Source organism: Mycobacterium sp. IDUB_5, assembly GCF_055419565.1.
In genome coordinates this window covers 166,928-191,878 of the sequence record NZ_JBVAXX010000001.1, presented here as the reverse complement: position 1 = coordinate 191,878, position 24,951 = coordinate 166,928, and the positions used below count along the sequence as shown (strand labels likewise).

21 protein-coding genes are annotated in these 24,951 nt (G+C 67.9%); 8 read left to right on the top strand and 13 right to left on the bottom strand.

What is annotated here, in order from left to right:
• The 8 genes from ACZY1G_RS00955 (at nt 1) to ACZY1G_RS00920 (ending at nt 10,667) form a co-directional block, all read left to right on the top strand.
• The gene (locus ACZY1G_RS00955) at nt 1-2,034 is read left to right on the top strand and encodes a PTS fructose transporter subunit IIABC (RefSeq protein ID WP_463821303.1); all 2,034 of its coding nucleotides are present in this window, start codon (nt 1-3) and stop codon (nt 2,032-2,034) included.
• A 43-nt stretch (nt 2,035-2,077) separates the two neighbouring features.
• Entirely contained in the window at nt 2,078-2,335 is a 258-nt protein-coding gene (locus ACZY1G_RS00950; protein ID WP_046364643.1) for an HPr family phosphocarrier protein, read from the top strand.
• A gap of 206 nt (nt 2,336-2,541) precedes the next feature.
• On the top strand, nt 2,542-3,858 hold the full coding sequence (mycP, locus tag ACZY1G_RS00945) for a type VII secretion-associated serine protease mycosin (RefSeq protein WP_463813147.1): 1,317 nt from the start codon (nt 2,542-2,544) through the stop codon (nt 3,856-3,858).
• Nucleotides 3,855-5,261 (top strand): type VII secretion protein EccE, encoded by a 1,407-nt coding sequence (gene eccE / locus ACZY1G_RS00940; protein ID WP_463813146.1) that lies wholly within the window; start codon nt 3,855-3,857, stop codon nt 5,259-5,261. Before mycP ends, eccE begins: the two co-directional genes overlap by 4 nt.
• Nucleotides 5,258-6,868, top strand: coding sequence for a PPE domain-containing protein (locus ACZY1G_RS00935; RefSeq protein ID WP_463821301.1), 1,611 nt, complete (start codon nt 5,258-5,260; stop codon nt 6,866-6,868). The genes eccE and ACZY1G_RS00935 overlap by 4 nt, the downstream gene beginning before the upstream one ends.
• Nucleotides 6,868-7,203 carry a YbaB/EbfC family nucleoid-associated protein gene (locus tag ACZY1G_RS00930; protein WP_276131532.1) on the top strand — a complete coding sequence of 112 codons (336 nt, stop codon included), beginning with the start codon at nt 6,868-6,870 and terminating at the stop codon, nt 7,201-7,203. Before ACZY1G_RS00935 ends, ACZY1G_RS00930 begins: the two co-directional genes overlap by 1 nt.
• A gap of 357 nt (nt 7,204-7,560) precedes the next feature.
• Complete coding sequence (locus tag ACZY1G_RS00925; RefSeq protein ID WP_463821299.1) at nt 7,561-8,433, top strand: hypothetical protein; 873 nt, start codon at nt 7,561-7,563, stop codon at nt 8,431-8,433.
• A gap of 1,367 nt (nt 8,434-9,800) precedes the next feature.
• Complete coding sequence (locus ACZY1G_RS00920; RefSeq protein ID WP_463813143.1) at nt 9,801-10,667, top strand: secretion protein EccK; 867 nt, start codon at nt 9,801-9,803, stop codon at nt 10,665-10,667.
• Here the strand turns inward: ACZY1G_RS00920 and ACZY1G_RS00915 are convergent, their stop codons facing one another.
• The 13 genes from ACZY1G_RS00915 to ACZY1G_RS00855 form a co-directional block, all read right to left on the bottom strand.
• Nucleotides 10,668-10,982 (bottom strand): type VII secretion target, encoded by a 315-nt coding sequence (locus ACZY1G_RS00915; protein WP_463813142.1) that lies wholly within the window; start codon nt 10,980-10,982, stop codon nt 10,668-10,670.
• Nucleotides 10,979-11,743, bottom strand: a complete 765-nt coding sequence (locus ACZY1G_RS00910) for a hypothetical protein (RefSeq protein ID WP_463821297.1) — start codon at nt 11,741-11,743, stop codon at nt 10,979-10,981. The genes ACZY1G_RS00915 and ACZY1G_RS00910 overlap by 4 nt, the downstream gene beginning before the upstream one ends.
• 9 nt (nt 11,744-11,752) lie before the next feature.
• Complete coding sequence (eccD, locus tag ACZY1G_RS00905; RefSeq protein ID WP_463813140.1) at nt 11,753-13,279, bottom strand: type VII secretion integral membrane protein EccD; 1,527 nt, start codon at nt 13,277-13,279, stop codon at nt 11,753-11,755.
• Nucleotides 13,276-14,610 (bottom strand): MinD/ParA family ATP-binding protein, encoded by a 1,335-nt coding sequence (locus ACZY1G_RS00900; protein WP_463821295.1) that lies wholly within the window; start codon nt 14,608-14,610, stop codon nt 13,276-13,278. Before ACZY1G_RS00900 ends, eccD begins: the two co-directional genes overlap by 4 nt.
• A gap of 90 nt (nt 14,611-14,700) precedes the next feature.
• The gene (locus ACZY1G_RS00895; RefSeq protein ID WP_463813138.1) at nt 14,701-14,994 is read right to left on the bottom strand and encodes a WXG100 family type VII secretion target; all 294 of its coding nucleotides are present in this window, start codon (nt 14,992-14,994) and stop codon (nt 14,701-14,703) included.
• 40 nt (nt 14,995-15,034) lie between these two features.
• Nucleotides 15,035-15,349, bottom strand: coding sequence for a WXG100 family type VII secretion target (locus ACZY1G_RS00890; RefSeq protein ID WP_463813137.1), 315 nt, complete (start codon nt 15,347-15,349; stop codon nt 15,035-15,037).
• Between the two features lie 102 nt (nt 15,350-15,451).
• Complete coding sequence (locus ACZY1G_RS00885) at nt 15,452-16,756, bottom strand: PPE family protein (RefSeq protein ID WP_463813136.1); 1,305 nt, start codon at nt 16,754-16,756, stop codon at nt 15,452-15,454.
• A gap of 28 nt (nt 16,757-16,784) precedes the next feature.
• Nucleotides 16,785-17,081, bottom strand: a complete 297-nt coding sequence (locus ACZY1G_RS00880; RefSeq protein WP_463813135.1) for a PE family protein — start codon at nt 17,079-17,081, stop codon at nt 16,785-16,787.
• A gap of 144 nt (nt 17,082-17,225) precedes the next feature.
• A complete protein-coding gene (gene eccCb / locus ACZY1G_RS00875) occupies nt 17,226-19,004 on the bottom strand; it encodes a type VII secretion protein EccCb (RefSeq protein ID WP_463821293.1) in 1,779 nt (592 codons plus the stop codon).
• Nucleotides 19,001-21,229 (bottom strand): type VII secretion protein EccCa, encoded by a 2,229-nt coding sequence (gene eccCa / locus ACZY1G_RS00870; RefSeq protein WP_463821291.1) that lies wholly within the window; start codon nt 21,227-21,229, stop codon nt 19,001-19,003. The genes eccCb and eccCa overlap by 4 nt, the downstream gene beginning before the upstream one ends.
• Nucleotides 21,226-22,695 carry a type VII secretion protein EccB gene (gene eccB / locus ACZY1G_RS00865; RefSeq protein WP_463821289.1) on the bottom strand — a complete coding sequence of 490 codons (1,470 nt, stop codon included), beginning with the start codon at nt 22,693-22,695 and terminating at the stop codon, nt 21,226-21,228. The genes eccCa and eccB overlap by 4 nt, the downstream gene beginning before the upstream one ends.
• Nucleotides 22,696-22,698: 3 nt before the next feature.
• Complete coding sequence (eccA, locus tag ACZY1G_RS00860) at nt 22,699-24,423, bottom strand: type VII secretion AAA-ATPase EccA (RefSeq protein ID WP_463813131.1); 1,725 nt, start codon at nt 24,421-24,423, stop codon at nt 22,699-22,701.
• A complete protein-coding gene (locus ACZY1G_RS00855; protein WP_463821287.1) occupies nt 24,416-24,943 on the bottom strand; it encodes a hypothetical protein in 528 nt (175 codons plus the stop codon). Before ACZY1G_RS00855 ends, eccA begins: the two co-directional genes overlap by 8 nt.
• Nucleotides 24,944-24,951 lie beyond the last annotated feature (8 nt).

The window sequence follows — 24,951 nt, the reverse complement described above, 5'->3', positions numbered from 1 at the left end:
ATGACAAGCTCGACCACTTCATCACCGCCGATCATCACCACCGAGATGGTCCTCCTCGACACCGCCGTCGACGGTGACAAGCAGGCCGTCATCACCCGCATGGTGGGGGCACTGGCCGCGGCCGGCCGCACCGACGACGCCGACGGGCTCGTCGGCGCCGCCATGGCCCGCGAACAGCAGTCCGCCACCGGCCTGCCGGGCGGCATCGCGATCCCGCACTGCCGCTCCCCCTACGTCGACACCCCCACCATCGGGTTCGCCCGGCTCAGTCCCGCAGTCGATTTCGGTGCCCCCGACGGCCCGGCGGATCTGGCGTTCCTGATCGCCGCACCTGACTCCGGCGGCCAGGAGCACATGAAGCTGCTGTCCAGCCTGGCGCGGGCGCTGGTGCGCAAGGACTTCGTCGAGTCGCTGCGCAGCGCGTCGTCGGCCGACGAGGTCGTCGCCCTGGTCGACGGGGTGGTCAACCCGGCCCCTGCCGCCGCCGCTCCGGCCACCCCGGCCCCCGCCGCAGCTCCCGCCGAGAAGCCGGCCACCAAGACGCTGATCGCGATCACCGCCTGCCCCACCGGCATCGCCCACACCTACATGGCCGCCGACGCGCTGGCCGCCGCGGCCAAAGAGGCCGGGGTCACCATGGTCGTCGAGACGCAGGGCTCCTCCGGCAGCACCCCGGTACCCGCCGAGACCATCGCCAAGGCTGACGCCGTCATCTTCGCCACCGACGTGGGCGTCAAGGACCGCGGCCGCTTCGCCGGCAAGCCGGTGATCGCCTCGGGTGTGAAGCGCGCGATCAACGAGCCTGCCAAGATGGTCGCCGAAGCCGTTGCCGCAGCCGACAATCCGAACGCACCGCGCGTCGAGGGTACGGCGGGCGCAGGCGCGAGCTCCGCACCCAGCGGAAACGTCGGATGGGGCACCCGCACCCGGCAGATCCTGCTGACCGGTGTGAGCTACATGATCCCGTTCGTCGCCGCGGGCGGTCTGCTGATCGCGCTCGGCTTCCTGTTCGCGGGCTACGAGATCGCGAACAAGCCCGAGGGGGCGACGCAGTCGCTGGGCAACATCATCGCCCTCAACAACTCGCTGACCAACCTGCCCAGCGGCGGCTTCACCCAGTATCTGGGCGCCATCCTGTTCAGCCTCGGCGGCCTGGCGTTCAGCTTCCTGGTCCCCGCACTGGCCGGCTACATCTCCTTCGCCATCGCCGACCGACCCGGCATCGCACCCGGCTTCACCGCCGGCGCGCTCGCCGTCTTCGTCGGCGGCGGATTCATCGGCGGTATCGTCGGCGGCGTCATCGCCGGTTTCGCCGCGCTGTGGATCAGCAATCTCAAAGTGCCGCAATGGTTCCGCGGGCTCATGCCGGTGGTCATCACACCGCTGGGCGCCTCCCTGGTGGTCGGCCTCATCATGTTCTTCCTGGTCGGTCGTCCGCTGGCGCTGATCAACACCGGCCTGACCAACTGGCTGAGCAGCCTGTCCGGCACCTCGGCCATCCTGCTCGGCGTGATCCTCGGCCTGATGATGTGCTTCGACCTGGGCGGACCCGTCAACAAGGCTGCCTACGCATTCGCCACCGCCGGACTGGCCGCCTCGACCACCGCGTCGATCCAGATCATGGCCGCTGTGATGGCCGCCGGTATGGTTCCGCCGCTGGCGATGGCGCTGGCCACCACGGTGCGCCCCGGCCTGTTCAGCGAGCCCGAGCGTGAGAACGGCCGTGCCGCATGGCTTCTCGGCGCCTCGTTCATCTCCGAAGGCGCGATCCCGTTCGCCGCGGCCGACCCGCTGCGCGTCATCCCCTCAATGATGTTCGGCGGTGCGATCACCGGCGCGCTGTCGATGGCCTTCGGCGCGACGTCGCGGGCCCCGCACGGCGGCATCTTCGTGCTGTTCGCGATCGACAACAAGCTGGGCTTCGTGATCGCCCTGCTCGCCGGTACCGTCGCTGCCGCGGTGGCCGTGGTCGCCGCCAAGCAGTTCATCAAGCCCGGCGCCAAGAAGGCCGAGCGCGAGCTCGTGGCCGCCTGATCCCTGACCGATCCCGTCACCACCCATCGAAAGAGGAGAGTTCATGCCCACCAAGACCGTCATCGTCGGCTCGTCCATCGGACTGCACGCCCGGCCCGCCGCGATCATCGCCGAGGCCGTGGTCAACGCCGGTGTACCCGTCACGCTCTCGGTCGACGGCGGTGAGCCGGTGGATGCCGGCTCGGCGCTGATGATCATGACGCTGGGCGCGGGCAACGGTGCGCAGGTCACCGTGGCCTCCGACGACGAAGCCGCGGTGAACACGATCGCCGAGCTGGTGCAGAAGGATCTCGACGCCTAGGGCACCCGAAGAAAGCGGAACGACCTCCCTCCGCGGGCCCTTAGGCTTGCCCATGTGCCCGCACCGAAGACGTCTGACGTGACCTTTTGCGCCGCGATCGAGGCGGCGCTATGTTTGCTGACGTCGGTGCGGGCGGTGCCCGTCGGTCAACGTCGAGCGGGGGGAGTCCAGTAGTGCGGCGACTGGCTTCCCTGTTTGCTGCTCTGATGCTCGTCGTTCTGCTGGCACCGCCGACAGCGAGCGCGATCGAGCCACCGGTCATCGATCCGGCTGCAATCCCGCCTGATGAGACCGGTCCGGATCAGCCGATGGAGCAGCGTCGGGTGTGTGCCGCCCCGACGGTGTTCCCGAACTCCAACTTCGCTGACCGACCCTGGGCCAATGACTATCTGCGGTTGGCCGACGCGCAACGGTTCGCCACGGGGGCCGGCATAACTGTTGCTGTGATCGACACGGGGGTCAACGGGTCGCCGCGCGTCCCCGCCGAACCGGGCGGGGACTTCGTCGACCAGGCCGGCAACGGCATGTCGGACTGTGACGCGCACGGCACCCTGACCGCCGCGGTGATCGCGGGGCGGCCCGCCCCCACCGACGCCTTCGTCGGCGTCGCGCCCGACGCCCGGATCCTGTCGCTGCGCCAGACCTCCGACAGCTTCCAGCCGGTGGGGACGCGCACCGATCCCAACGACCCCAATTCGACCCAGACCGCGGGGTCGTTGCGCAGCCTCGCCCGCGCGATCGTGCATGCGGCCAACCTGGGCGCGCAGGTGATCAACATCAGCGAGGCGGCCTGCTACAAGGTGACCCGCCCGATCAACGAGAGCGTCGTCGGCGCGGCGGTGAACTACGCGGTCAACGTCAAGAACGCGGTGATCGTCGTCGCCGCCGGCAACACGGGCTCTGAGTGCACCCAGAATCCGCCGCCGGATGCCGCGGTGCCCGCCGATCCGCGCGGCTGGGCCAACGTGCAGACGATCGTGTCCCCGGCGTGGTACTCGCCGCTGGTACTGACCGTCGGCAGCATCGGCCCCAACGGAGCGCCCAGCGGGTTCTCCATGCAGGGGCCGTGGGTCGGGGCCGCGGCGCCCGGCGAGAATCTGGTGGCGCTCGGCTACGACGGCAATCCGGTCAACGCTCTGCAGGGGGAGGACGGACCCATCCCGATCGCCGGCACGTCGTTCTCGGCCGCCTATGTGTCGGGGTTGGCAGCGCTTGTGCGGCAACGCTTCCCGGAGCTCACCGCGGCCCAGGTCATGAACCGCATCACCGCAACGGCCCGCCATCCCGGCGGAGGGGCGGACAACGTCGTCGGCGCCGGTGTGGTCGATCCGGTCGCGGCGCTGACTTGGGACGTGCCGCCCGGACCGGCCACGATCCCGTACCAGATCAAGGCCATTCCGCCTCCGGTGTACGTGCCCCCACCCGACCGGAGCCCGATCACGTGGGTCGTGATCGTCGCTGCGAGCGTGGCCGCGGCGCTGGGTATCGGCGCGATGGCACGGCGGGCGTTGAGGCGCCGATGAGCAGGGTGTTGTCCGTGTTCGGGGTGCGGTTCACCACCGGGCACGCGCTGTGGGCGGCGGTGCTGATCCCCGCCTGCCTGCTGCTGTTCGCCCAGATGCATCTGATGTGGCTGGGCATCACGCTGTCGGTGCTGATCGGCATCGGCGCGATACTCACCCTGCGCGGCCGCCGCGTGACCGGTTGGATCGCAGCGCTTTTCGCCTGGCGGCGCCGGCACCGCCAGCCTCCCCCGGCCCCGTCGGAACCGGCGGTCGGAGCGACCGTCATCCCCGGTGACCATGTCGCGCTGCGGTGGCAGGGCGACTACGTGGTCTCGGTCATCGAGTTGGTGCCCCGCCCGTTCACGCCGACGGTGATCGTCAACGGCGCGGCGTTCACCGACGACGTGGTCGACACCCGCACGATCGAGGAGCTGTTGGCGGCCTACTGCCCCGATCTGGAGGCCGATGTGGTGTCGGCCGGGTACCGGGTCGGGCGGACGGCGCCGGCCGCCCTCGTCGCGCTCTACGACCAGGTGGTCGGGCCCTATCCGGCGCCGGCGAATCGCCGGACGTGGATCGTGTTGCGCGCCGATCCGGAGAAGACGCGGAAGGCAGCGCTGCGGCGCGATACCGGGGTGGCCGGGCTGGCCCAGTACCTGATGGCGTCCACCACGCGGATCGCCGATCATCTGGCCAGCAAGGGCGTCGACGCCCGCCCGGCCCGCAGCTTCGACGACTTCGACCGCGCCACCGAGATCAGCTTCGAGCGGGAAACGTGGTCGATGATCAAGGGGCGCAGCACGTTCACCGCCGCGTACAGCGCACCGGGTGGCCCCGACGTGTGGTGGTCGGCCCGGGCCGACCACACGCTGACCCGGGTGCGCATCGCCCCCGGTGTCGCGCCGACGACGACGGTGCTGCTGACCACGCTGGCGAATCCGTCCACTCCACGCGGCTTTGCGTGTCTGTTCGGCGGCCAGCGCGCAGCCCTGCTGGGGGAGAGCCCGGTCAGCGACCGGCACTACGAGCTGCCGATCGGATCGGCCGGCATCCTCGTCGGCGAGACCGCGGATCGCTATCCGGTGTACATGCCGTTCGACGACGTCGACGTCAGCATCAACCTCGGCGACGCGCGGCTGTTCACGCAGTTCGTGGTCCGGTCGGCCGCGGCCGGGGCCGTCGTCACGCTCAGCCCGCAGTTCGAAGAGTTCGCGGGCTATGTCAACGCACGCATCGGGCAGGTCGCCAAGGTGGCATGGCCGACTGCGACGACATATCTGGGACCGCATCCGGGGGTGGGCCGAGTCATGTTGCGCAGCACGTTCATCGCCACACCACGGCACAAGCAGCTGCCGATTCGGCTGATCAACCCGCGGGAAGAGAGCCGGTACCAGACGGTGCTGGAGGGAGAACGCGCATGAGTGACGAAGTGCGGGTCCAACCGTCGGATCTGACGGCCAAGGCCAATCAGATCCGCGGTCTGACGTTTGCATCGGCGCAGGCGCAACCGCCGTTGATCTCCGCCGATGCGCTGATCATCGCCAGCGTCGCGGTGACCAACATCGCGCAGAACGCCGAAAACCTCTGGGCCTACCAGGAATACGGCCGTATCGAGGGACAGCGTCTCGCTCAGACGCTCGACAACGTGGCGGCTGCCTACACCCAGATCGACCAGCAGTCGGGTGAAGGTATCGGATCGACGTTCGACGTCCCCGGCGGTGCACCCGGCGGTCCGGTGATGCCGAAGACTCCGGACATCCCCGCGCCGCCCCGCCCGCCGAAGATGCCGATCCCGAAGGGGCAGTTGGCATCCGAGCAGGGCTTCATGGATCCGCAGTCGGCGCAGGCGGCCCTCGACGCCGGTGACGACGGCGCGTCGCTGCGGGCTGCCGCGACGATGTGGCGGGCGAACGCCGATTCGCTGGCCGCGTCGGCGCAGGAGTTCGAGGTCAACTCCATGGACTGGGAAGGCCAGGCCGCGGACGCGGCGTACGCGAAGTTCAACGCCTACCGCGACTGGCTGATCTCGCTGTCGGGAGCCTGGAAGCGCCTGGCCGATGAGGCCGACGTGGCGGCAAAGGCGCACAGCAAGGCCAAGAGCGATCACGAGCCGATCGCGCAGCGCTACCGCGAGTTGTCGCAGCAGGTGCTGGCCAACCCGATCGGCTCTCCAGGGTTCGCCGATGCGATGAACAAGATCGCCGAGGAGCAGAAGAAGTCCGAGGAGCTGCGCAACACCTACGCGCGCGAGGCTGTGGTCAACCAGGTCGAGGCCGACGAACCGCCGGCACCGGTGGTGTCGGGCATGCCGGTCACCGCCGAGGATCATCGTCGGGCCCGGCCATATCGCGAGGGCGAGCAGACGGGCGGTGGCGGCGGTGGCGGCCAGCAGGCACCCGGCGGCGGATCGGGTGGTGGGGCGCCGCAGGAGGCGCCGGTGTCTCCGATGTCGGCCGGGGATCCGGCCTCACAGGCGGCGCAAGCGGCGCAGCAGGCAGGTCAGCAAGCGGGTCAGGGTGGCGGCGCCCCGAGTGGCGGGTCGCCCGGTGGTGGACAACCGGGTGGCGGCCAACCGGGCGGCGGCGCACCTGGCGGCGGCATGCCGGGTCTCGGCAAGGGCGATCCGACGTCGCCCAATGATCCCAAGCTGCGGCCAGCCGCGGCGCGCGGCGGAGGCGGCGCGGGCGGGGGCAGCGGCGGTGGAGGTGGCGGCGTTCCCGGCGTCCCGTTGCAGCCGGCGGTGGGTGCTGAGACGGTGGCGCCGACGCCCTACGCAGCGGCGGCGGGACCAGCGGCCGGTGCTGCAGGTGCGGCCGCCGGTGGTGCGGCGGCCGGAGGCGGCATGGGTGGTGGCATGGCGCCGATGCACGGTGCCCACGGGGCCGGCGGGAGCGGGGAGAAGAAGCGCAACCCGCAGCTGTCGCAGGACGAGGAGATCTACACCGAGGAGCGCCCGCACACCGAACCGGTGATCGGGCTGCAGCCGCGTCGGCGGCCGGGCTCTGATGGCACGAGGAAGGAGTCCTAGTGAGCGAGGACATGCACCCTGAGGTGGAAGCGGTTCTGCGCCAAGCACGTCGGCTGCAATCGTTGATGGACGAACAGCTCGACAAGATGGCCAGCGAATCGTTCACCGCGGCGGACGAGACCGAGACTGTCGAGGTGACGCTGAACGGCCATCACTGGTTGCAGGACGTCTACATCCAGGACGGTCTGCTGCGGCTGGGAGCCGAGACGGTCGAGGGCCGGGTCAACGAGGCGCTGCAGAAGGCGTCGGCGGACGCGGCGGCGTCGATCGACGCGGACCGAGAGCGCATCGATGCGGTGGTCGCGGAGATCACCGCGGAGATGACGCAGGAGTAGGTCTGCGCTGAGAGATGTCGAGAAATCGGTGCCAGGGGGCACCTCGGGTGTCTCGTAAGCTGGATTGGTCACACCCTGGCGATAGCCGTCGCTGAAACGCGTTGACTGGGAGGTTGGGATGTTGCGGCAGGAACCGGAGCGGTCTGCATGACGATGCCGCCGTCCGGCCAATGGCCGCCGCCACCGCAGGGGCCGCCTCCTCAGTGGGGCCCGCTGCCCCCGCCATCACCGAAGGGCGGCAAAACAACGAAGTGGGTTCTTGGCGGACTTGCCATTCTAGTAGTCGTAGTCGTCACGGCAGTAACAACCTTGCTGGTGACCCGGGAAGGCCCAGATGATCGATCGAATTCCCCGGGCGTGTCCGTTGGTTCCGGTCCTACCGCTGCCAGCGGCGACCCGTCACGCCAACAGATTTCCTTGATAACGGCCGAGCCAACCTGCGCCGCTTGGGATCCCATCAATAACTCTCTCGCGGCAGCGGAGGATAACGGCTGGAAGCAACGCGATCCGTCTGTACCTGTAAGCGCGTGGAGGGAAGACCAGCTTGCTCAGTACCGCGCCGTTGCCGCTGCGATGAAGGCTGCGGCGGACCAGACTGAGCCGCTCGCGAACCACACTCCAAATAAAGTTGTTGAAACGCTCTACGAACAATTCATTGCCTATGCGCGTGCATACGCAAAGGCAATCACGTTGTACGAACCGATTGATGACCATCTTGCTAGAGTCACCGTGGGACTCACCCTGGCGATCAGCTCAATCTGCAACGCTATAGCGTTCGGTTCAGCGGATTCTAGAGCGTCAATTCAACCACCGCCGACGGGTACGCAGGAAAAGGCTCCTGGCACAGGAGTCAATGCGTCGAGCAGATTCTTGACACAGCCGAACGCAGTCTGTCCCGATATCGCTGGGCTAATAGCTGACCTATCTGCCCAGACAGTCGACTGGCTAGCCACAGACCCAAATGTCCCAGCCTCAACGTGGGATATACAGCAGAGGTCGGTCAACGAAGAAGTAGTTCCGGTCATGAACACCTTTGCGGACCGAATTGCGCAAATAGGTAAGCGCAGCGGTAACGCGGTTATCGAAAGCTTTTCTCTACTCGCCGCTCAATACCGGAGAACTTTCGCAGCTGCGTTACCGACCTACGTGCCAGCTGATAACTACCTTAATGAGGTGGCCACCGGTGTTGCGGGTGCTCTCAATGAGGCCTGCCTCGCGGTGGGTGGCTGACTATGACCGTCGCGCGGCCCACGAGCGAACACGGACCCGCCATCACTGCGTTCCCAGCTTGGCCAGAGATTGACGAGGACTCCCTTCGAACACGCGCCACGACGTGGACGCGCATTCTTCAAGACGAGACCCGCGCGTTGACTGGTTGGCAGGACCTATCAAGACATATCTTCGGCACCCCACTCTGGTCAGGGAGCGGCGCAAACGCCGCTGGTTCTGCCGTTTCACGAACGATAAGCCAGCTGACCGTGCTTCAGGGTCAGCTTGTGGGTGCGATAACTTGGCAGAATTATGCGGCTGCGATCGTCGCGGCGGTGAAAGAACAGATCGTGGATATTGTTGCTGCGGCTGAAGCAGCCATTCAAATCATTAGGGATATGCCTTTCGATAGTGAGTCAGAAAGACAACAGGCGATCGACACGGTAGTGCGAGAGGCCCATGACGCCTGCAAAACTCTCGTCAGCTCCAGTGAGGGGCAAATCGTCGCCTTCAAGGATTGGAAACCTCCGGCGGATTCGCTATCTAATCTCCTCAAACAGCCGGTCGATCCTATGAACAGGAATCCGAGCGAGGCGCCATCCACAAACCCGCCGATCACACGTACTGGCTATTCCATGCCCAGCGGGAGCAATCAAAAGCCAAATGTAGGGAACCTCCTGAACAGTCGCGGAGGTCAAGCCCCCAACTCAGGAAATTCAGAAACCGTACAGCGTAATCCCGCAAATGCAGCCGCAACCGCGCCTACACCGAATGCTCCCGGATCGCCGCCCTCTGACCCGGGTGCAGCTGGACCTAGCCCTGCAACGGCTTCACCCGGTTCGGCGCTGGCTGGTGGCGCTGGCTCGTCGGGGACGGGGGGCGGGACGAGCCCATCCTCTGTTTCACCGCAAGCCGGGTCAAGTAGCTCACCAGGACTTAGCCAATCGGGCACGGCATCCAGCCCCACGGGAACAGCCCAACCCAGCGCCGCCAATGGCACAGCCGCGTCGAATACAAACACAGCTGCTGGTGGAACCGCCAACTCGAATAGTGCAAACGCCGCTAAACCATCTCCCGTCCAGCCGCTGGCAAGCCAGGCACCTGCCCCGCTCTCCTCCCCCCCGCCCGCAGCGTCTCCCGCACCCACTCAGGCCCCGGTCAATCAAGCCGCATCTGCGGCACCCCCCGCAGGCGGCTCGGCGGGCGGGGCATCCGGTGGTGCCATGGGCGGCGGCTCGGCCGGAGCCGCACCGGTGGCGTCCGCCCCGAGCGGCGCGCCCGCATCGCCCCCGCCAGTGCCGCTCGGCCCTCCCACCACGCCAGCACCGCCGGCGCCTCCCGCGCCCGGCACTGCTCCCGCTGCCACCGGCGGCCCGGGTGTTGCTCCCATGTCCGCGGCCACCGCAGCCAACGCCGCGGCGGCGCCAGCACCCGTCCCCGTGTCCGCAAGCCGTGCCGAACGCGACGCCATCGCGGCAGCCACCACCGCAGGAGCATTGCGCCGCAAGGCAACTGGGCACGATCCGTTGCAACGAGCCCGCCACATCGCGGCCGCGCTCAACGTCGGCGTCATGGACTTCGGCTTCTTCTGGGTCACCGGCGTCACGATGGACGGCACGATCGTCGTCGCCAACAGCTACGGCCTCGGATACATCCCCGACGGGGTCCACCTGCCCGACACCGTGAAGATGGCGTCGGCCGACGAATCGATTCCCCTGTCCGAGCGCGCCACCTGGGCGACCTACCCCATCCTCGCCATTCAGCGCTGGGCGCAGCACCACGACAAGAAGCTGCGTGCCGTGGTCGCAACCGAAGAGCAGTTCGCCACCTTCGATCCCGGCGTCGCCAAAGTCATCCTCACCGCTGACGACATGCCCGACAGCGGAAAGATGCAGGGCCGCAGCCGGTTAGATGTGATCGCACCCGCCGCCGCACAGCAACTCAACGCCGTCAGCGACAACGGGCTCAACGAACTACTGCCACCCGCCCCGGCCGATCAAGACCCTCCCGCCGACGAGACCGCCAAGCTGTGGTTCGAGGTCGCCAAGCCGCTCATGAGCACCAGCCCACAACGCGGCGTGGCTCATCTCCAAGCCTTCATCACCTATGCCGAGCACGCTCAGGTCCATGCATTGCACCGAGCCCACACAGCCACCGATGCAGAATCTCAGCGGACCGCGATCGCGGACTGGGTCTACTGGCAGCACCTCGGGGTGATGATCGGCGACGCAGTCAACGCCACCGCGACCGTCTGATCAGCCGCCGGGTGTCGGCATCGGAACCCCGGCGATCTTGTTGCCCGACGCCTGATCGGTTCCTTCGTACTTGTCAGCAGCCGACGTGAGGTTCTCGCCGTAGGTGCGAGCAGCGCTGGTGATCGTGATCATCTGCTGCGCCACCGACTCTTTCGCAGTCAAGCACGCGCCGGCAGTCTTCAGGCCAGGCACTGCCGCAGCAGCGTCGGCCAACGGTGTGCCCGGGTCGAGCGCCGCGAGCTTGTCGGCAACTCCCGTGAACGTCGACCCCGCAGAGCGCAATTCGCCTGGATTGACCTGCAGCGAGCCGGTCACAGGTTGATCCGATCATCCGCTGCACGGTGCCGTCCGGGCGCGTCTTCCTCTGCCTTGTCCTTTGGTTCTGTCTCCGGCGCTCGCTCGGCACTCGGATCGCTCCCGGCTGCGCCGTCCGTCGTCTCCTGCGCCGGCTCGGCCTGCGGTACGTCCAGGCCCGACGCACTGCCCGATTCGCCGCCGGCGCTACCGGTTTGTCCTCCGGCGCCACCGAACTGGCCGACCATCTGTTGCACCTGCTGCCCCACCTGTTGGACCCCCTGCATGACGCCTTGTGGTGCCTGCTGCACGGCGCTCATCACCTGCATCGGCATCTGAGACATCTGCGACGCCATCTGCATCGGCATGCTCATCATCTGGCTCATGCCACCGCCCGCCGAGCCCGCCGATCCTGCGGCTCCGGCCGCCGAACCCGCGGCTCCACCAGCCGACCCAGCGGCGCCAGCACCCGTTCCCGCGACGTCCTGCATCTCGGCATCGATGGCACCGCCGATCCGCTGATCGGCGGCCGTGTAGGCGTTGGCAGCGTTCTTGACACTGCTCGCGGTCTGCGTCGCTTGAGCTTTCACCGCCGGCAACTGCTCGTAGATCGGCCCCTCGACAGCAGGGATCTGTCCGATGATCGTCGTTGACAACGGATCGGTCCCCACCGGCATGAAAGGCTCCGGCGCCGCCGGCAATTCGCTGGCGGCCGCCGACAATGCGCCACCAGCAGCTGCTAGCGCATCCGGATCGACCGTCAGCGGAGCGGGATTGGTCACCAGAACCTCCTAGAACCGCAGATTTCGCAGCAAGTCATACACGCCAGCTATCCAGAGCAGCATCGGGATCACCGCGGCGATCGTCGCGCCGTCGACGAGCTCGAGGATGCGCTTGGTCACCGGCGATACGCGCCGCACGCCGTCCGTCGCGCCGATCGTGATCACCGCGACGACGGCCACCGCGGTGTAGATCGCCAGCACCAGCCAGGCCTGCTCGGGATACCAGAGGCACAGGCGCACCGCCACACCCGTCGGGATCACCACTGCGGCGGCCATCAGCGCCCAGGCGCACCACCGGTCGGCGTACAGCCGGGAGCGGAACCCACATAGCACCGTCACCAATGCCGCCACGATCAGGCTGTGCAAGAAGAAGTGGCCTTGCACCACAACGGCAATCGAGCCAACCGCGAGGATCGACGCGCCGGCAGTGAGGAAACCGATCAGCAGTCGCTTGGCCAGCCGGCTGCGCTCGGTGAGCCGCGCCGCGGAATCCGGCACCGATGCGATGATCGCCTGCCATGTCTCCGACTCCTCCGACGTGTCGTCGGTCGTCACCGGGTCCAGCAGCTCGTCGTTGGCCACAGTCTCGCCGGGCGCCGGGATCGGCGGCAGCGCGATCCGAGCCACGGCCACAGTCAGTTTGGCGGCGTTGGTCACGACGAAGAGCCCGAACGCGATCGCACCCGCGGGGACCCAGTCCTGCCACCCGTAGCCGAACGCAACCGCGGCGAACGTCACGGCCGTCGCGACCACCGCCAGAAACGCGGCGATCTCTGCCCGTCGCCGCGGACCTCCGCGGGTGGCGAGCACCATCAGCAACAGCAGGGCACCAGCACCCGCGATCTGTGGTGAGCCCAACGATTCGACGCCACGAGGCAACGGAACCGCCAGGGCCACTCCCCCGCCGAGCGTCAGCAGTGACGACACCAGCAGGCTCTCCGCCATATCGAGGCTGCCGTAACGGGTTTGCGCGAGCCAGCTGCCACCCATCAGTGCCACACCGAGCACACCCAGCGAGACCGGCCACCACCAGTCCCGACCCGTGGACGTCCACGACAGGATCGAGACTGCGGTGATCACCAGTGCGGCGAGCGGAAGCATCAACCCGACGAAGCGGTACAGCGCGGTCCGGTTGAACTCCGGCGTCTCGTCGAGCACCGCTATCGCGTCGATGACGTCCTCGACGAGCGGCCGGTACCGTTCGGTGCGGCTGACCGACACCACCGTCAGCAGCGAGCCGTCGACCACACCGGCATCGTCGAGCGACTCGTTCAGCTTGATCGGCGGAGCGCCTGGACGCGCGAACGACCACACCCCTTGCGCCTTGAAGTCGAAGCCCGCCAATAATTCCGGCGGGGTGTCCTCCAGGATGTCGGCGAGCACGTTCACGGTCTCGTCGACGTAGCTCTCGATCGGCGCCGCCGACGGCAGCACCAGGTCGGTCATGCGACGGCCCGTCAGAATCGTGACGCGCGTCGTCGCCGGGCGCCCGGGGGCGACACTCGACGACGACGTAGGTGTGGCCGTCGCGGTCAACGCCGCTCGAGTCTGTCGAAGTCGTCAGAGAGCGCTGCGGCCAGTTCGACCACGCGGCGGCGGAAGTCCTTGCCCAGCAAGTCGAGCTGGATCTCAGTGCCTGCCGCGATGTGCTTGTCCCACGGCAGCACGATGACTCGGCCGGGTGCCACGTGCCGCTCGAACTGCTGCACCAGATCGTCGACATCGATGTTCGGCTTGCCGGGCACGACATGGTTGATCACCACGCAGGACCGACCGAGCAGATCCTGATAACCGTTCTGGCGCAGCCAGTCCATCGTGATCGCGGCCTGCCGCGCACCGTCGATCGACGCGCTCGCCACGATGACCAGACCCGACACCGTGGAGAGCACGCCACGTGCTCCCGGCTGGAACAGCCCGGCACCGCAGTCCGCGAGAACGAGGTTGTAGTACCGCGACACCACTTCGGTGGCTGCGCGCCAGTCCTCGTCGTTGAACTCACGGCGCGCGGCGCTGTACTCCTCGGAGGACAACACTTCGAGGTTCGCGCTGTTCATGCTGGTGTAGGCGCGGATGTCGTTGTAGCGGTGAAGTTCCTTGTCGCTCAACAAGTCCGAGATTGTTGCGGCAGACTGGCGCCCGGCTCGGTCGGCGAGATTTCCGCCGTCGGGGTCGGCGTCGATCGCCAGGATGCGATCGCCACGGATGGAGCTTAGGGACGAACCCAGCGCCACCGTCACCGCGGTCTTGCCGACGCCGCCCTTGAGGCCGAAGATTCCGATCTGATAGGAGTCGCGGGCGTTGCGCCGGATCCGGTTGTGCAGATCCATCTCGTAGAGCTCGTCAGGGGACAGCCCGAGGTTGATGCGGGTCAGCAGGTAGATCCAGTGCCGCCAGCCGCGCTGCGACGGCATCTTGACCGCGGACCGGACACCGACATGGGAGAGCGCGTCGATGGCGCGATGGTTACCCATCGAGGCGGCCGAGGTCGGCGCGGATTGCACGACGGGTCGACGGTCGACCTCGACGTCGGCGAAGTGTTGTGTGGGTGCCGGCGCGGGGGTCGGGCGGGGTGCGGGCGTTGACGCGTGCCGCGGCTGCTCGTGGCGGGCGCCGGCCGGGGCCTGCGGGGCACGCATCATGCCGTTGCTCGGCAGCTGCTGGGGTGCCGTGACCGGCAGCGGCGGCATCTGGCTGGTGACTTCAGCCTGCCGCGGCGGCGGTGCGGCCTGCGTCCGCGGGGTGGCGGCCGGCATCGCCGGCGGGGTCACCGAATCCCGGCCCGCAGGCGGGGTGTCGCGATCGGGCTCGTCCTCGACCGTCCGTACAGCATCCGGTGAACCGAAGAGCCGGTCATAGTCGGCGGACATGTGTGCCTCTCAGGGGGTTGGGGAGTGGAGAGTATGCGGTGGGCGTCCGTGCGGTCGAAACGCGCGACGGGCGCCCACCGGCATCCTCGTTCAGATGTGAAACGTGCTTTCGACACCCTTTTCGGTGGAACCCATGTCGTGGCCGGCATTGGCCACGGCATGACCGAGGTTCTGCAGAGCCTGATTGAGCTCCTCGGAATTCTGGTTCCAGCGCTGCTGGACGGCCTGGTACGAATCCGAACCGGTGCCGACCCACGCTGCCTGCAGCGAATTCAGCGCGCTCTGGCCCTCGGACAGCAGCCCGTTGACGCGGCCGACCGCGCCATGGACATCCGCAGCATCATTCTCGATGCCGGCGAAGTTGTAGGAAATGGGTCCGCTCATTGTTGTCTCCTTGAGTGTTTCGATCGTCCGATGGTGGCGCTCAGTGGCCGAGCACGTTGCCCATCGCGTGAGTCAGGCTGGACGAGTTGTCCGCGTCGGTGCTGTCGTACTGCAAGCCGCTCTGCTGAATGTTGTGCGAGATATCGGAGAGCAACCGAGTCTGCTGGTCGGCGGCCTCGTGGTAGCGCGTCAACGCTGCCTGCAGGGCGATGCCCGCCTGCGGGCTGTCGAGGTTTGCCTTCGCGGACGCGGCGATCGTCTCAACATGAGCGCGGACGGCCTGGAGTTCGCCGGAGATCCGGTCGAACGTAGCCGCTCCCGCACTTAATGCAGCAACATCTGCCTCAAGTGCCATGTCCCTACCTTCCCTCTCTTACCGTTCCCGGTTTACTGTGTTCCCGCCGCTCCGGCGGGCTCCCCGACCCTGGTGGCCGGCAAGTCTGTGGTGGTGGACGACCTACCAGTCGTCCGTGTCGTCCTCGTCGAGGTCGTAGTCCAAAAGCGCGGGCGCGGTCAGCGAAGACCGGTGGCCTCCCCCGCCCCCCTGGCCGCGGTGGCCCGCCATTCCCATCGGGCCGCCACCGGCACCGCTGCCCTGACCAACCGGAGCCAGCCCGGCCGCGGCGCCTCCCGCCGCCGCGCCGACTGCTACCGCGGACAGGTTGGGCTGGAGTTCCTTGCCGACCAGGTTCGACATCAACGGCGTCCGTGCCGAGGTCCCGCCGGCGCCGGGCAGTGACGCGGCGCGAACCAAACCCGCCCCGGCCGCCGGTCCGTTGCCGCCGATCGCCGGATGATTGGAAAACGGTGTGGCCCCCAGCATTCCGACCTGGGCACCTTTGTCGCCGCCCATACCCATCTGCCCGAACAGCGACGACATCTGCTGCAACGGCTGCGTGAGCTGTTGGAATGGCTGCGTCACGCCCTGCATCAGCTGCTGCGGCGCCTGCGCCAGCGTCGACCCCACCTGGGAGGCCATCTGCATCGCCATCTGCGGGCCCTGCTGCATCAGCTGACCCTGCTCGGCCGGCGACTTCGCCTGCTGCGCGGCCTGATTGGCTGCACCCTCGAAGTGTCCTGCCTTCTGGCCCGCCTCGTCGATCTTGCCGCTCGCGCTGACTTTCGCGATCGTGGCGTCACGCGCTACCGCGCTGGCCATCCCCGGCGCCGCACCGGTCAGGCCCGTCGCCAGCGCCGCCTCGGCGCCACCGGGCACCACGATCGGCTTCGGCGGTGTGATCGGCTCGAACGTCGCGTTGGTCACGGTCTCGGCCTGGTAGGTGCTCATCACCGTGGCCGCCAGATCCCACATGCGGATGTAGTCGGCTTCGTTCATCCCGATCGGCACCGTGTTGACGCCGAGGAAGTTCGTCGACTCCAGCACGCCGTGCGTGATGTGGTTCAACTCGATCTCGGTGAGCTGTGGGGTCGCGGCGAAGGCCGTTGTGTAGGCGCTTGCTTGCGCCGACGCCTGCAGGGCCCTCTTCTGGGCCTGCAGCGCCAGCATCCGCAACCAGATCACCATCGGCATCGCCGCGCTGATCGCCCGGTCGGCGCCGGTGCCCTGCCAGTTCTGCGCCAGCGAAGCCAGGCTGGCCGCCAATTCGTCGGCTTGGGTCTCCAGCGAGATCGCCAACGCTTCCCACCCCGCGGCAGCCTGCAGCATCGGCGCGGGGCCGGCCCCGGCCTGCAGACGAGCCGTGTTCACCTCCGGGGGGAACGCTCCCCACACAGGCGGAATGAGAATCGGTGGCGCAGCCATTGCTCAACCAGACGTCGTGGTTCGTCGATCAGATCAGGGTGGCGCCGTTGGCGGCGTCGACCGCGTCATAGACGCCGGCCAGTTCGATGACCGTGGCGCCGGCGCGAGCGATCTCCTCCTGCGCGAGAGCGTTGATGCCGAGCGTCTGCACACCCTCGGCCATGAAAGCCGCCATGGCGTGCACAGACACCTCGTCGACACCGGCGGGAGCCAGCGCGGAGACCTCGGTGGTGGCCGCGGTTCCGGTCGCCAGACCACGTGCACCGCTGGCGGTGACCTGGCCGCCGACTCCGATGGCGCCTGGATCGTGATTCAGTGGTTGCATTTGCTAGCTCCTCGCTCCTGCTCGCATCTACACGGGTTTTTTTACTGTTGTCCAGGGAATAACCCGCTCTGCGCTGAGCTGAATCCCCGACCCGGTCGCCGCTCCCGCGTGGTCTGCGTTTGCTGGACGACCGCAGTAATCATGTTAACCGCCCTCGCGGGGTGCTCCGAACACTTCTTCTGCGGGGGGATCGACGTAGGCGGCCTGGATGACTTCCTTGGCATCCGGCGTAACGAAAAATGCCTGGCCAGGGGGTCTCTTCTTGACCACGATCTCGCGGGACGGGAAGTCCTGCTTCTCTCCCGAAAGGAACATCGTGGGGGTTCCGGCGCCGTACGCGGTGCCGACGAACTTGTCCATCGTGGCCCGGTGCGCCTGGCTCATCTGACAGGTGACCACGATGTGCAGACCGATGTCCGCGGCGGCGGGCAGCAGCGGTGCCAGCGGGACCATCGGCGACATCATCCCGCCGGCGGCGACGATCATGTGCCAGTCGTCGACGAGCAACACCACGTCCGGGCCCGTCCACCAGGACCGCTGACGCAGCTGCGCCGGCGTCACGTCGGCGGGCGGCAACCGCTTCGTCAGATTGGCCGCCAGCGCCTTCACCGACTCCACCAGACTGTCGTGGTTGCGGTTGATCCCGCCGGCCGGCAGCAAATGGCTCTCCGGCACCGCCTCGAGCAGCGCCGACCGGTAGTCGGCGATCATGAACCGCACCTGTTGGGGGCTGTTGCGGGCACAGATCGCCTGCGCGATCGCGGTGGCGATCGTGGTCTTGCCGGACTTCGGGGCGCCGAAGATCAGCTGGTGCGGGGTGTTGTGCATGTGGTTGTGCGCCACCGTGAGGTCGGACTCGCGCACCCCGACAGGAACCGTCCACCGGGTCCGGTAATCGGCGTCCGGGCTAGGCGGCTGCGGATCCAGCTGCTGTAGATGGACGCGGCTCGGGAGCACGCGGACACGCGGCGCAGAGTCGGTGTGCCGCGCCGCGATCTCGCGCACGGCTTCGGCCATCGCCGGGACCAGTCCCTCGGCGCTGTGCACTCCGTCGAGTCGCGGCACCCCGATCATCAGGTGGTGCTTCTCGCTCGACACGGCCCGGCCCGGCCGGTTCGCCGGGATCTCGCGGGTGATGCGGTCGATCTGCGTCTCGTTGACGTCGCCGAGCCGGAACTCGACCTTGGTGCCGAGGTAGTCGCGCACACGGGCGCGCAACTCGGTCCAGCGGGGCGTGGAGATCATCGTGTGCACGCCGTACGCGAGGCCCTGCCCCGCGATGTCCTGCACGACCGGCTCGAGATCGGTGAACTCCGCAGCGAACGCGGGCCAGCCGTCGATGACGAGGAAGACGTCACCGAAAGGGTCGGCCGACGCGGGATTGTTCGGATCCTCACGCATCTGCCGGTAGTCGGCCATCGATCCGACCCGGTACTGCTTGAACGTCTGCTCGCGTTGCCGCAGAACGGCTTTCACCTCGGCGACGACGCGGTTCACCCGATCGGGTTCGGCGCGGGTCGCGACACCACCGACGTGTGGCAGGTCTTCGACGTACATGAGACCGCCGCCACCCATGTCGACGCAGTAGAACTGTATCTGCCGCGGTGTGTGCGATGCCGCGGCCGACAGGATGAACGTCTGCAGGAACGTCGACTTGCCGGTCTGCGGCGCACCGCCGATCGCGACATTGCCGGCCGCGGTGGCGATGTCGATTCCCCACACTTCCTGGCGGTGCCGGCGCGGCTCGTCCATGACGCCGACGCCGATGCGCAGCGGCCGCCGCGCATAGTCGCGCGCGACGAGTTCGTTGACCGGCGTGGGATCGGCCAAGGGCGGCAACCACATCCGGTAAGCGTGGTTCTCTCCAGTCGTGAGCTGCTCCAGGACGACCTCGCGCAGCACCTGCGATTCGCTGCTCGTCATGAGCTCACCGTCGCATCCATGATCGGCGCCGCGGTGAAGCGGTGGATCCGCAGGCTGCGGTCGGCCTGGGTGCGCGGGCCGGCGTCGGCGTCGCCCGCTCCGACGACCGTCGGCACATAGGGGGTGCCGGTGTAGACGCTCTGGAACTTCACCGGGTCCTCCATTCCGACGCGCAGGAAGCCGACACCGCTCTCCTTGTTGGAGATGTACTGCGCCTCAGGTGTGCCGATGACGGCCTTGGACTCCGACGAGCTGGTGGTGCGCAACGCGATTCGATAGGTCAGGTTCGGTTCCAGCTTGTCGATGCGCGTACCGCCGGTGTTCAACGACTGCGTCGCCAGCAGCAGGTGCACCCGCAATGATCGGCCCACGCGGCAGATGCGGTCGAAGAGCTGCAGGAAGTCCGGGTGGTTCTGCAGCAGCTCGGCGAACTCGTCGACGACCACGAACAGCGTCGGCAGCGGCGGCAGGTCAGCGCCGCGCTCGCGGTGCTTCTCGTACTCGGCCACGCCGGACAACGCGCCCGCCGCCCCCACCTGCACGCCGGCCTGGCGCAGGATCGACTGGCGACGGTCCAGCTCACCGGTGAGCACCTCACCCATGCGGCTGACCAGCTCGGCTTCCTCTTCCATGTTGGTGACCACGGCCGCGGTGTGCGGCAGCTTCTCCATGCCCAGGAAGGTCGAACCGCCCTTGAAGTCGGTCAACAGCAGGTTGATCTGATCGGGGTGGTGGGTGGCCGCCAGCGACAGGATCAGCGTGCGCAGGAACTCCGACTTGCCCGAACCTGTTGTGCCGATCAGCATTCCGTGTGGTCCGGCGCCGAACTCGGCGCCCTCCTTGATGTCGAGGTACATGACCTCGCCGGTCTTGAGTTCGTGCCCGAACGGGATGCGCAGCCGGTCCCGGTCGGTGTCGGTGAACATCCGCCAGCGGGCCGGGGTGACTTCCTCGACCGTCTGCGCGCCGACGATCTCGTGCCACTCGGTGGCGACCTTCTTCTGCACGCGGGTGCTCTTGTCGATGATCGTCCCGGTGATCGACCAGCCGGCCAGCTTGCGCGCGATCCGCTCGGCCCCGGCGGGTGAGAGCCCGTCGACATCGCTGGCCACCAACCGGAACGGCGCGTTCGGCAGGCTGTCGTCCGCCGTGCCGTCGGCACTGACCCGGATGCGGTAGCTCGACCGGTGGTTGCCGAGCGTCAGCACCGTCACGCCGGCCCGGCCGTCGGCGGGGAAGCCGGCGCGGCCGCCGGTCAGGTCGATGACGACGACGTACGGGCCGTTCGGCGTCGCGTCGGCGGTGTGCGGTCCGCGGGCGGCCAGATCGCTGAGGCCGTCGGGACGGGTGAACACCATCCGGGTGGTTCCCGCGGCATCGGTGTCCGACTGGTGCTGCACGTGCGGCAGCCACTTCAGCCATGCCCATGCCGGGTCTTCCGGGTTGTCGGTGAGCACCCGCATCTGCAGCATGTCCGGCGGGTGGAACACCGCCAGGTGGCAGACCATCGCCGCGAGCAGGCGGGTGGATCCGTTTTCGTCCCCACCGACGGCGATCGTCGGAAACGTCTTGAGCTGCACCAGTTTCGGGCAGTCGTGGATCAGCCCGTGGGTGCGCAGGAACTTCGTCACCCACATGTGGCTGACGGGTTCCAGATGCGCTTGCGGCGCGCCGGTGGGGCCGGCGAGTTCACCTCCGACGGCCGGTTTGAGCAGCCGGTCGACCGCAGGTTCCGAGCCGAGACCGATCCGCGTGGCCGCGTAGAAGTCCGCGTTGGCGGCGCGTGACCACTGCCGATGGGTGCCGATGATGGACAGTAGGTCGTCGGGGTGCGGCGCGTGATAGTTGAAGAACGTCACCTGCGCGGCCGCAGACGACGTGACCCGAGTCCGCAGCCCGGCGAGGTAGCGCAGGTACTCCTTGCGGTCGGCATTGATCTCGGGGACCTTCTTGCCGCCGCTGCCACCGCCGGCGACCAGGCCCACCGCGCCCATCACCATCATCAGCGGCATCATCAGCATGTAGGGCGAAAGTTGGCGCACCCCACTGAAGATCATGATCGCGATCATGCCGAGCATGCACCCGCCGAGCACCCACGGCAGAGCCTTCTGCATGCCGGATGGCGGTATGTCGATGCCGAGGTCGTCGGGCGGGGTGACGTTGATCTCGCCCGGCGTCAACCGGGGTCCGCGCCTGATGATCGGCGTGAACTTGCGTGTCGTCATCCGCCACCTCCGTTGCTCGCCGGCACCGCACCCTCGGTGCTGATCTTGCGGGGGTTCACGTCGGCGGGCAGGGTGTCGTGTTCGACCAGCGCCGCCTCCTTCGACAGCACCGGGCCGTCCACCAGCAGGCTGACCACCTGCCACGGAGCCGTCGTCGGTGCGCTCAAACCCAGTGTCCCGGCGGTCTTCTCGTCCGGGATGCCGTAGCGCACGCCCTGGGGGTCGATGTAGTAGAGGCTCTCGCCGTAGCGCGGATCGGGTGACTGCAGCCGGATGTACTGCCCGCCGGTGATGTGCACCGTGGCATCGCCACTGATCTGGTCGATCCCGGTGGACATCGCGCTCGGCGGCAGCGGCAGGTGGCGACCAGCGATCACCGTGGTCTTCGGAGATTGGTCACCCGGTTCGCGCTGCCACGCCCAGCACAGGGCCGGGGTGTCCTGCCGGCCAAGCATGGTCATCGGCACATCGGGGAGCGGCGAGGTGTACACCCGCTCCGGGATCCGGGACACCGCACTGGCCTCCATCGGCGGAGGCGTGATCATGCCGAAGGAGTTGGTGGCGCGCAGCGCGGCGGCCGTGGTGGCGTTGACCTTCGCCACCCCGTCGGGCAGCACGACGTAGTTCTGTTCGTCGGAGTCGGTGACGGTCATGAACACCGACCCGATCACCAGCTCCGGCGGCAGGCCGACCGTGTTGGGCGCACCGATCGCGGGGATATCGGGCAGCCGCCACGGCCCTGCGTTGGGCAGCGCGTTGAACAGCCCCTCGGAAATGGGTGTCGACTTGGCCGTGACCGGAATGCCGACTGCCGAGGTCACCGCGCGGTCGGACAGGTCGATCGCGTGGCGTCCGGTCGAGGTGACCAGCCAGTCGGCCCCCTTGAACGACACCAGCATTCCCTGCTCGGGACGCATCGCTCCGACGGATCCGTCCAGGGAGAGCGGGGTGATCAGCACGGATGTGTCGACGGTCGGGGCGACGCTGTCGGGCTTGATGACGGTGTCGCACAGGCTCCACTGCGTCTCCGGCGCCGCAGCGACGGGTGTGGCGTACGGCGCGCCGGGGATGCCGAGCGGCTGACCCTTCGGCATGTTGTCGAGCTCTTGGGATTTCACCGCCGACGGGTTGCCGACGCTGCCCAGGATCAGCCGCGCCGAGGTCAGGTTGTACACCGGTCGGAGTTGGCCGCTGTCAGGCAGGACGACGTAGAGCTGATTGGTGGTGCGATCGACGAGAAGGCTGTCCCCGCCGCGCTTTCCGAGCGGTTTGAAGTAGGCGAGCAACGCGGCGCCCAGGCAGATCAGGACAGCGATGATGATGCCGGCACTGACGGCGCGACTGTAGAACTGCAGCGGATCGTCGAACATCCGGGTGTCGCGGCGCACGATGGCGTGCTCGACGCGGCGCAGCAGGAACCGCCAGCCGCTGACCTGGACCTTGGTGGTGAGTCGGAAACCTGCCATCGTCTACCCGCTGATGTTCATTCGGCCGTGCACCGACGCGATCGCCGCCGCCATGTCCTCACCGCTGATCTCGCTGAGCTCCTCGACACCGAGGCTCTCGAAATCCATTGACCGGGCCAGCCGCATGTCCCGGCTCTGCTCGCCGGCTTCGACCAGCTGGCGGGCGTAGCGACCGTTACCGGCCACGTCGAGTGCGGGCTTTCCGGCGGAGGTGCTCTGGCTCAGCAGCAGGGCCGCGTCGAGCACCTGTTTGGCTGCGGCCTCGCTGAGTGTCGAATCATTGGCTTCGGCAATGACTTTGGCGATGTCGACGATCTCCTCCGGCGAGTAGGAGTCGAACTCGATGCGGGTCGAGAAGCGGGATCGCAGGCCGTCGTTGGTCTCCAGCAACCGGTCGATGTCGTTGCGGTAGCCCGCGATGATCACGACGAGGCGGTCGCGGTCGTTCTCCATCCGGGCCAGCAGCGTGTCGAGCGCCTCGGTGCCGAACGGGTCAGCCCGGCCGTCGCGTTCCTGCACCAGCGTGTACGCCTCGTCGATGAACAGCACACCGCCCATCGCCCGGTCGATGGTCCTGGCGGTCTTGACCGCCGACTGCCCCTCGTATTCGGCGACGAAGTCCTTGCGCGAGGTCTCCACGAGCTTGGGCTCCGCGATGACCCCGAGCCCGGCCAGGATGTTGGCCACCACGCGGGCGATCGTCGTCTTTCCGGTGCCGGGCGGCCCGGTGAAGATCATGTGCTTGGACGCCTGGGCGACCTTCATGCCCCGGGCGGCGCGCACTTTGGCCATCTGCGTGGCGGCCCGGTAGCGCTCGATCTGCTCTTTGACGCGGGTCAGGCCGATTTGGCGGTCCAGTTCGGCCTGCGCCTCGGCGAGCAGCGCCTCCCGCCCGGACGTGTCGGCCTCGACGCTGGCGGGATCCCACGGATCCCGGCGGGAGGCGATCTTCTCGGCGGTCGTGGTCTGTAGTCGGTATGCCGGATCTCGCAGCGCGGCAGCCACGTCCGGCGACGGGTAGGACGCCTGCAGCCACTCGAGCAACCGCACCGCGGCTTCTTCGTTGCCCAGGCCGCGATACGACATGGCCAGATACCACGCGATCGCGCGGTTGCACGCTTCCCCCGCCGGCGACGAATTGGCCTCCACCAGGCGACTTTCCGCTTCGGTGAACAGTCCCAGGTTGGCTGCCGCCACTCCGTGGGCCACTCCGGCGGCGGCGGCCAGGAACTTGTCGGGCCAGGTGTTGGCGGCGCTGCGCACCTCGTCGATGACGTCGGTCCACCGCTGCGCGGCACCATAGACGACGGCTTTCACCCAGGACACCAGGTGTTCGGCGCCGGCGGACGGCACGTCGTCGAGCGCCTCCATCGCGTCGGCGTAGTTGCCCACCCCGGCCTCGGTGACCGCGAAGCCCATCGTGATGGCCAGCGGCGAGTTCACCGGATAGGTGATCTGGCCGAACATCCCCCCGATCGGCACCCGGGCCCCGAGGCTGTTCATCGACAGCTCGGCGGCACCCGCGAGCTGTCCGAAATTGGTACGCGAGTACCAGGCGCGGAACATGGTCACCCGGTCGGTGTCGCCGCATCGGATGCGGCCCACCCAGGCGTCGCAGGCGGTCTCGTCGTAGTCGGTGATCTCGGTGAACATCTCCAGCGACCGCGCCGGAGAGGTGGGCAGCATGCCCACCGCGGTGCCGAAAACGCTTGCCAGATGGTCAGTCATGCTCGCTCGCATACCGGGTCGTGAACAGCTCGGCCCGTGCGGCCTGCGCCTGTTCGGGGGTGGGTAGGTCCAGGTCGCGGGTCAGGAAGTCCCGGGTGGTGGCGTTGTCGTGGCCCTGCTCGCGCATCTCCTCGAGCATGATCGAGTACTGCGCAGACCGGGCGTCCTGAGTGGCCAGCCCGGCGATGACGACGATCTCCTCGCCCAGCACGGCCTCGGCCAGCGCCGCAGCGCCGGGCGAGAGGTCGACCCGGTGGACGCGACCGTCCATGTAGGTCGTCACCGTCACCGTTCCCGGCGGGTTGGTGACCGTGAACAACGGCATGGACGCCGCGGCGTCGGGCTCGGCGTCGATCTCGAACTCGACGCTGTCGTCGGCGCCAGGTTCCTCGGTCGGGTAGTCGGCAAGCAACGCGGACAGATCCGTCTCACCCGCATCGGAATCGGCGGCGCTGAAGTCCAGCGCCGCCAAGTCATCGTGGTCCTCGCCGTCGGAGGGACCGTGCGGGGAGTGTGTCACCTACGGTT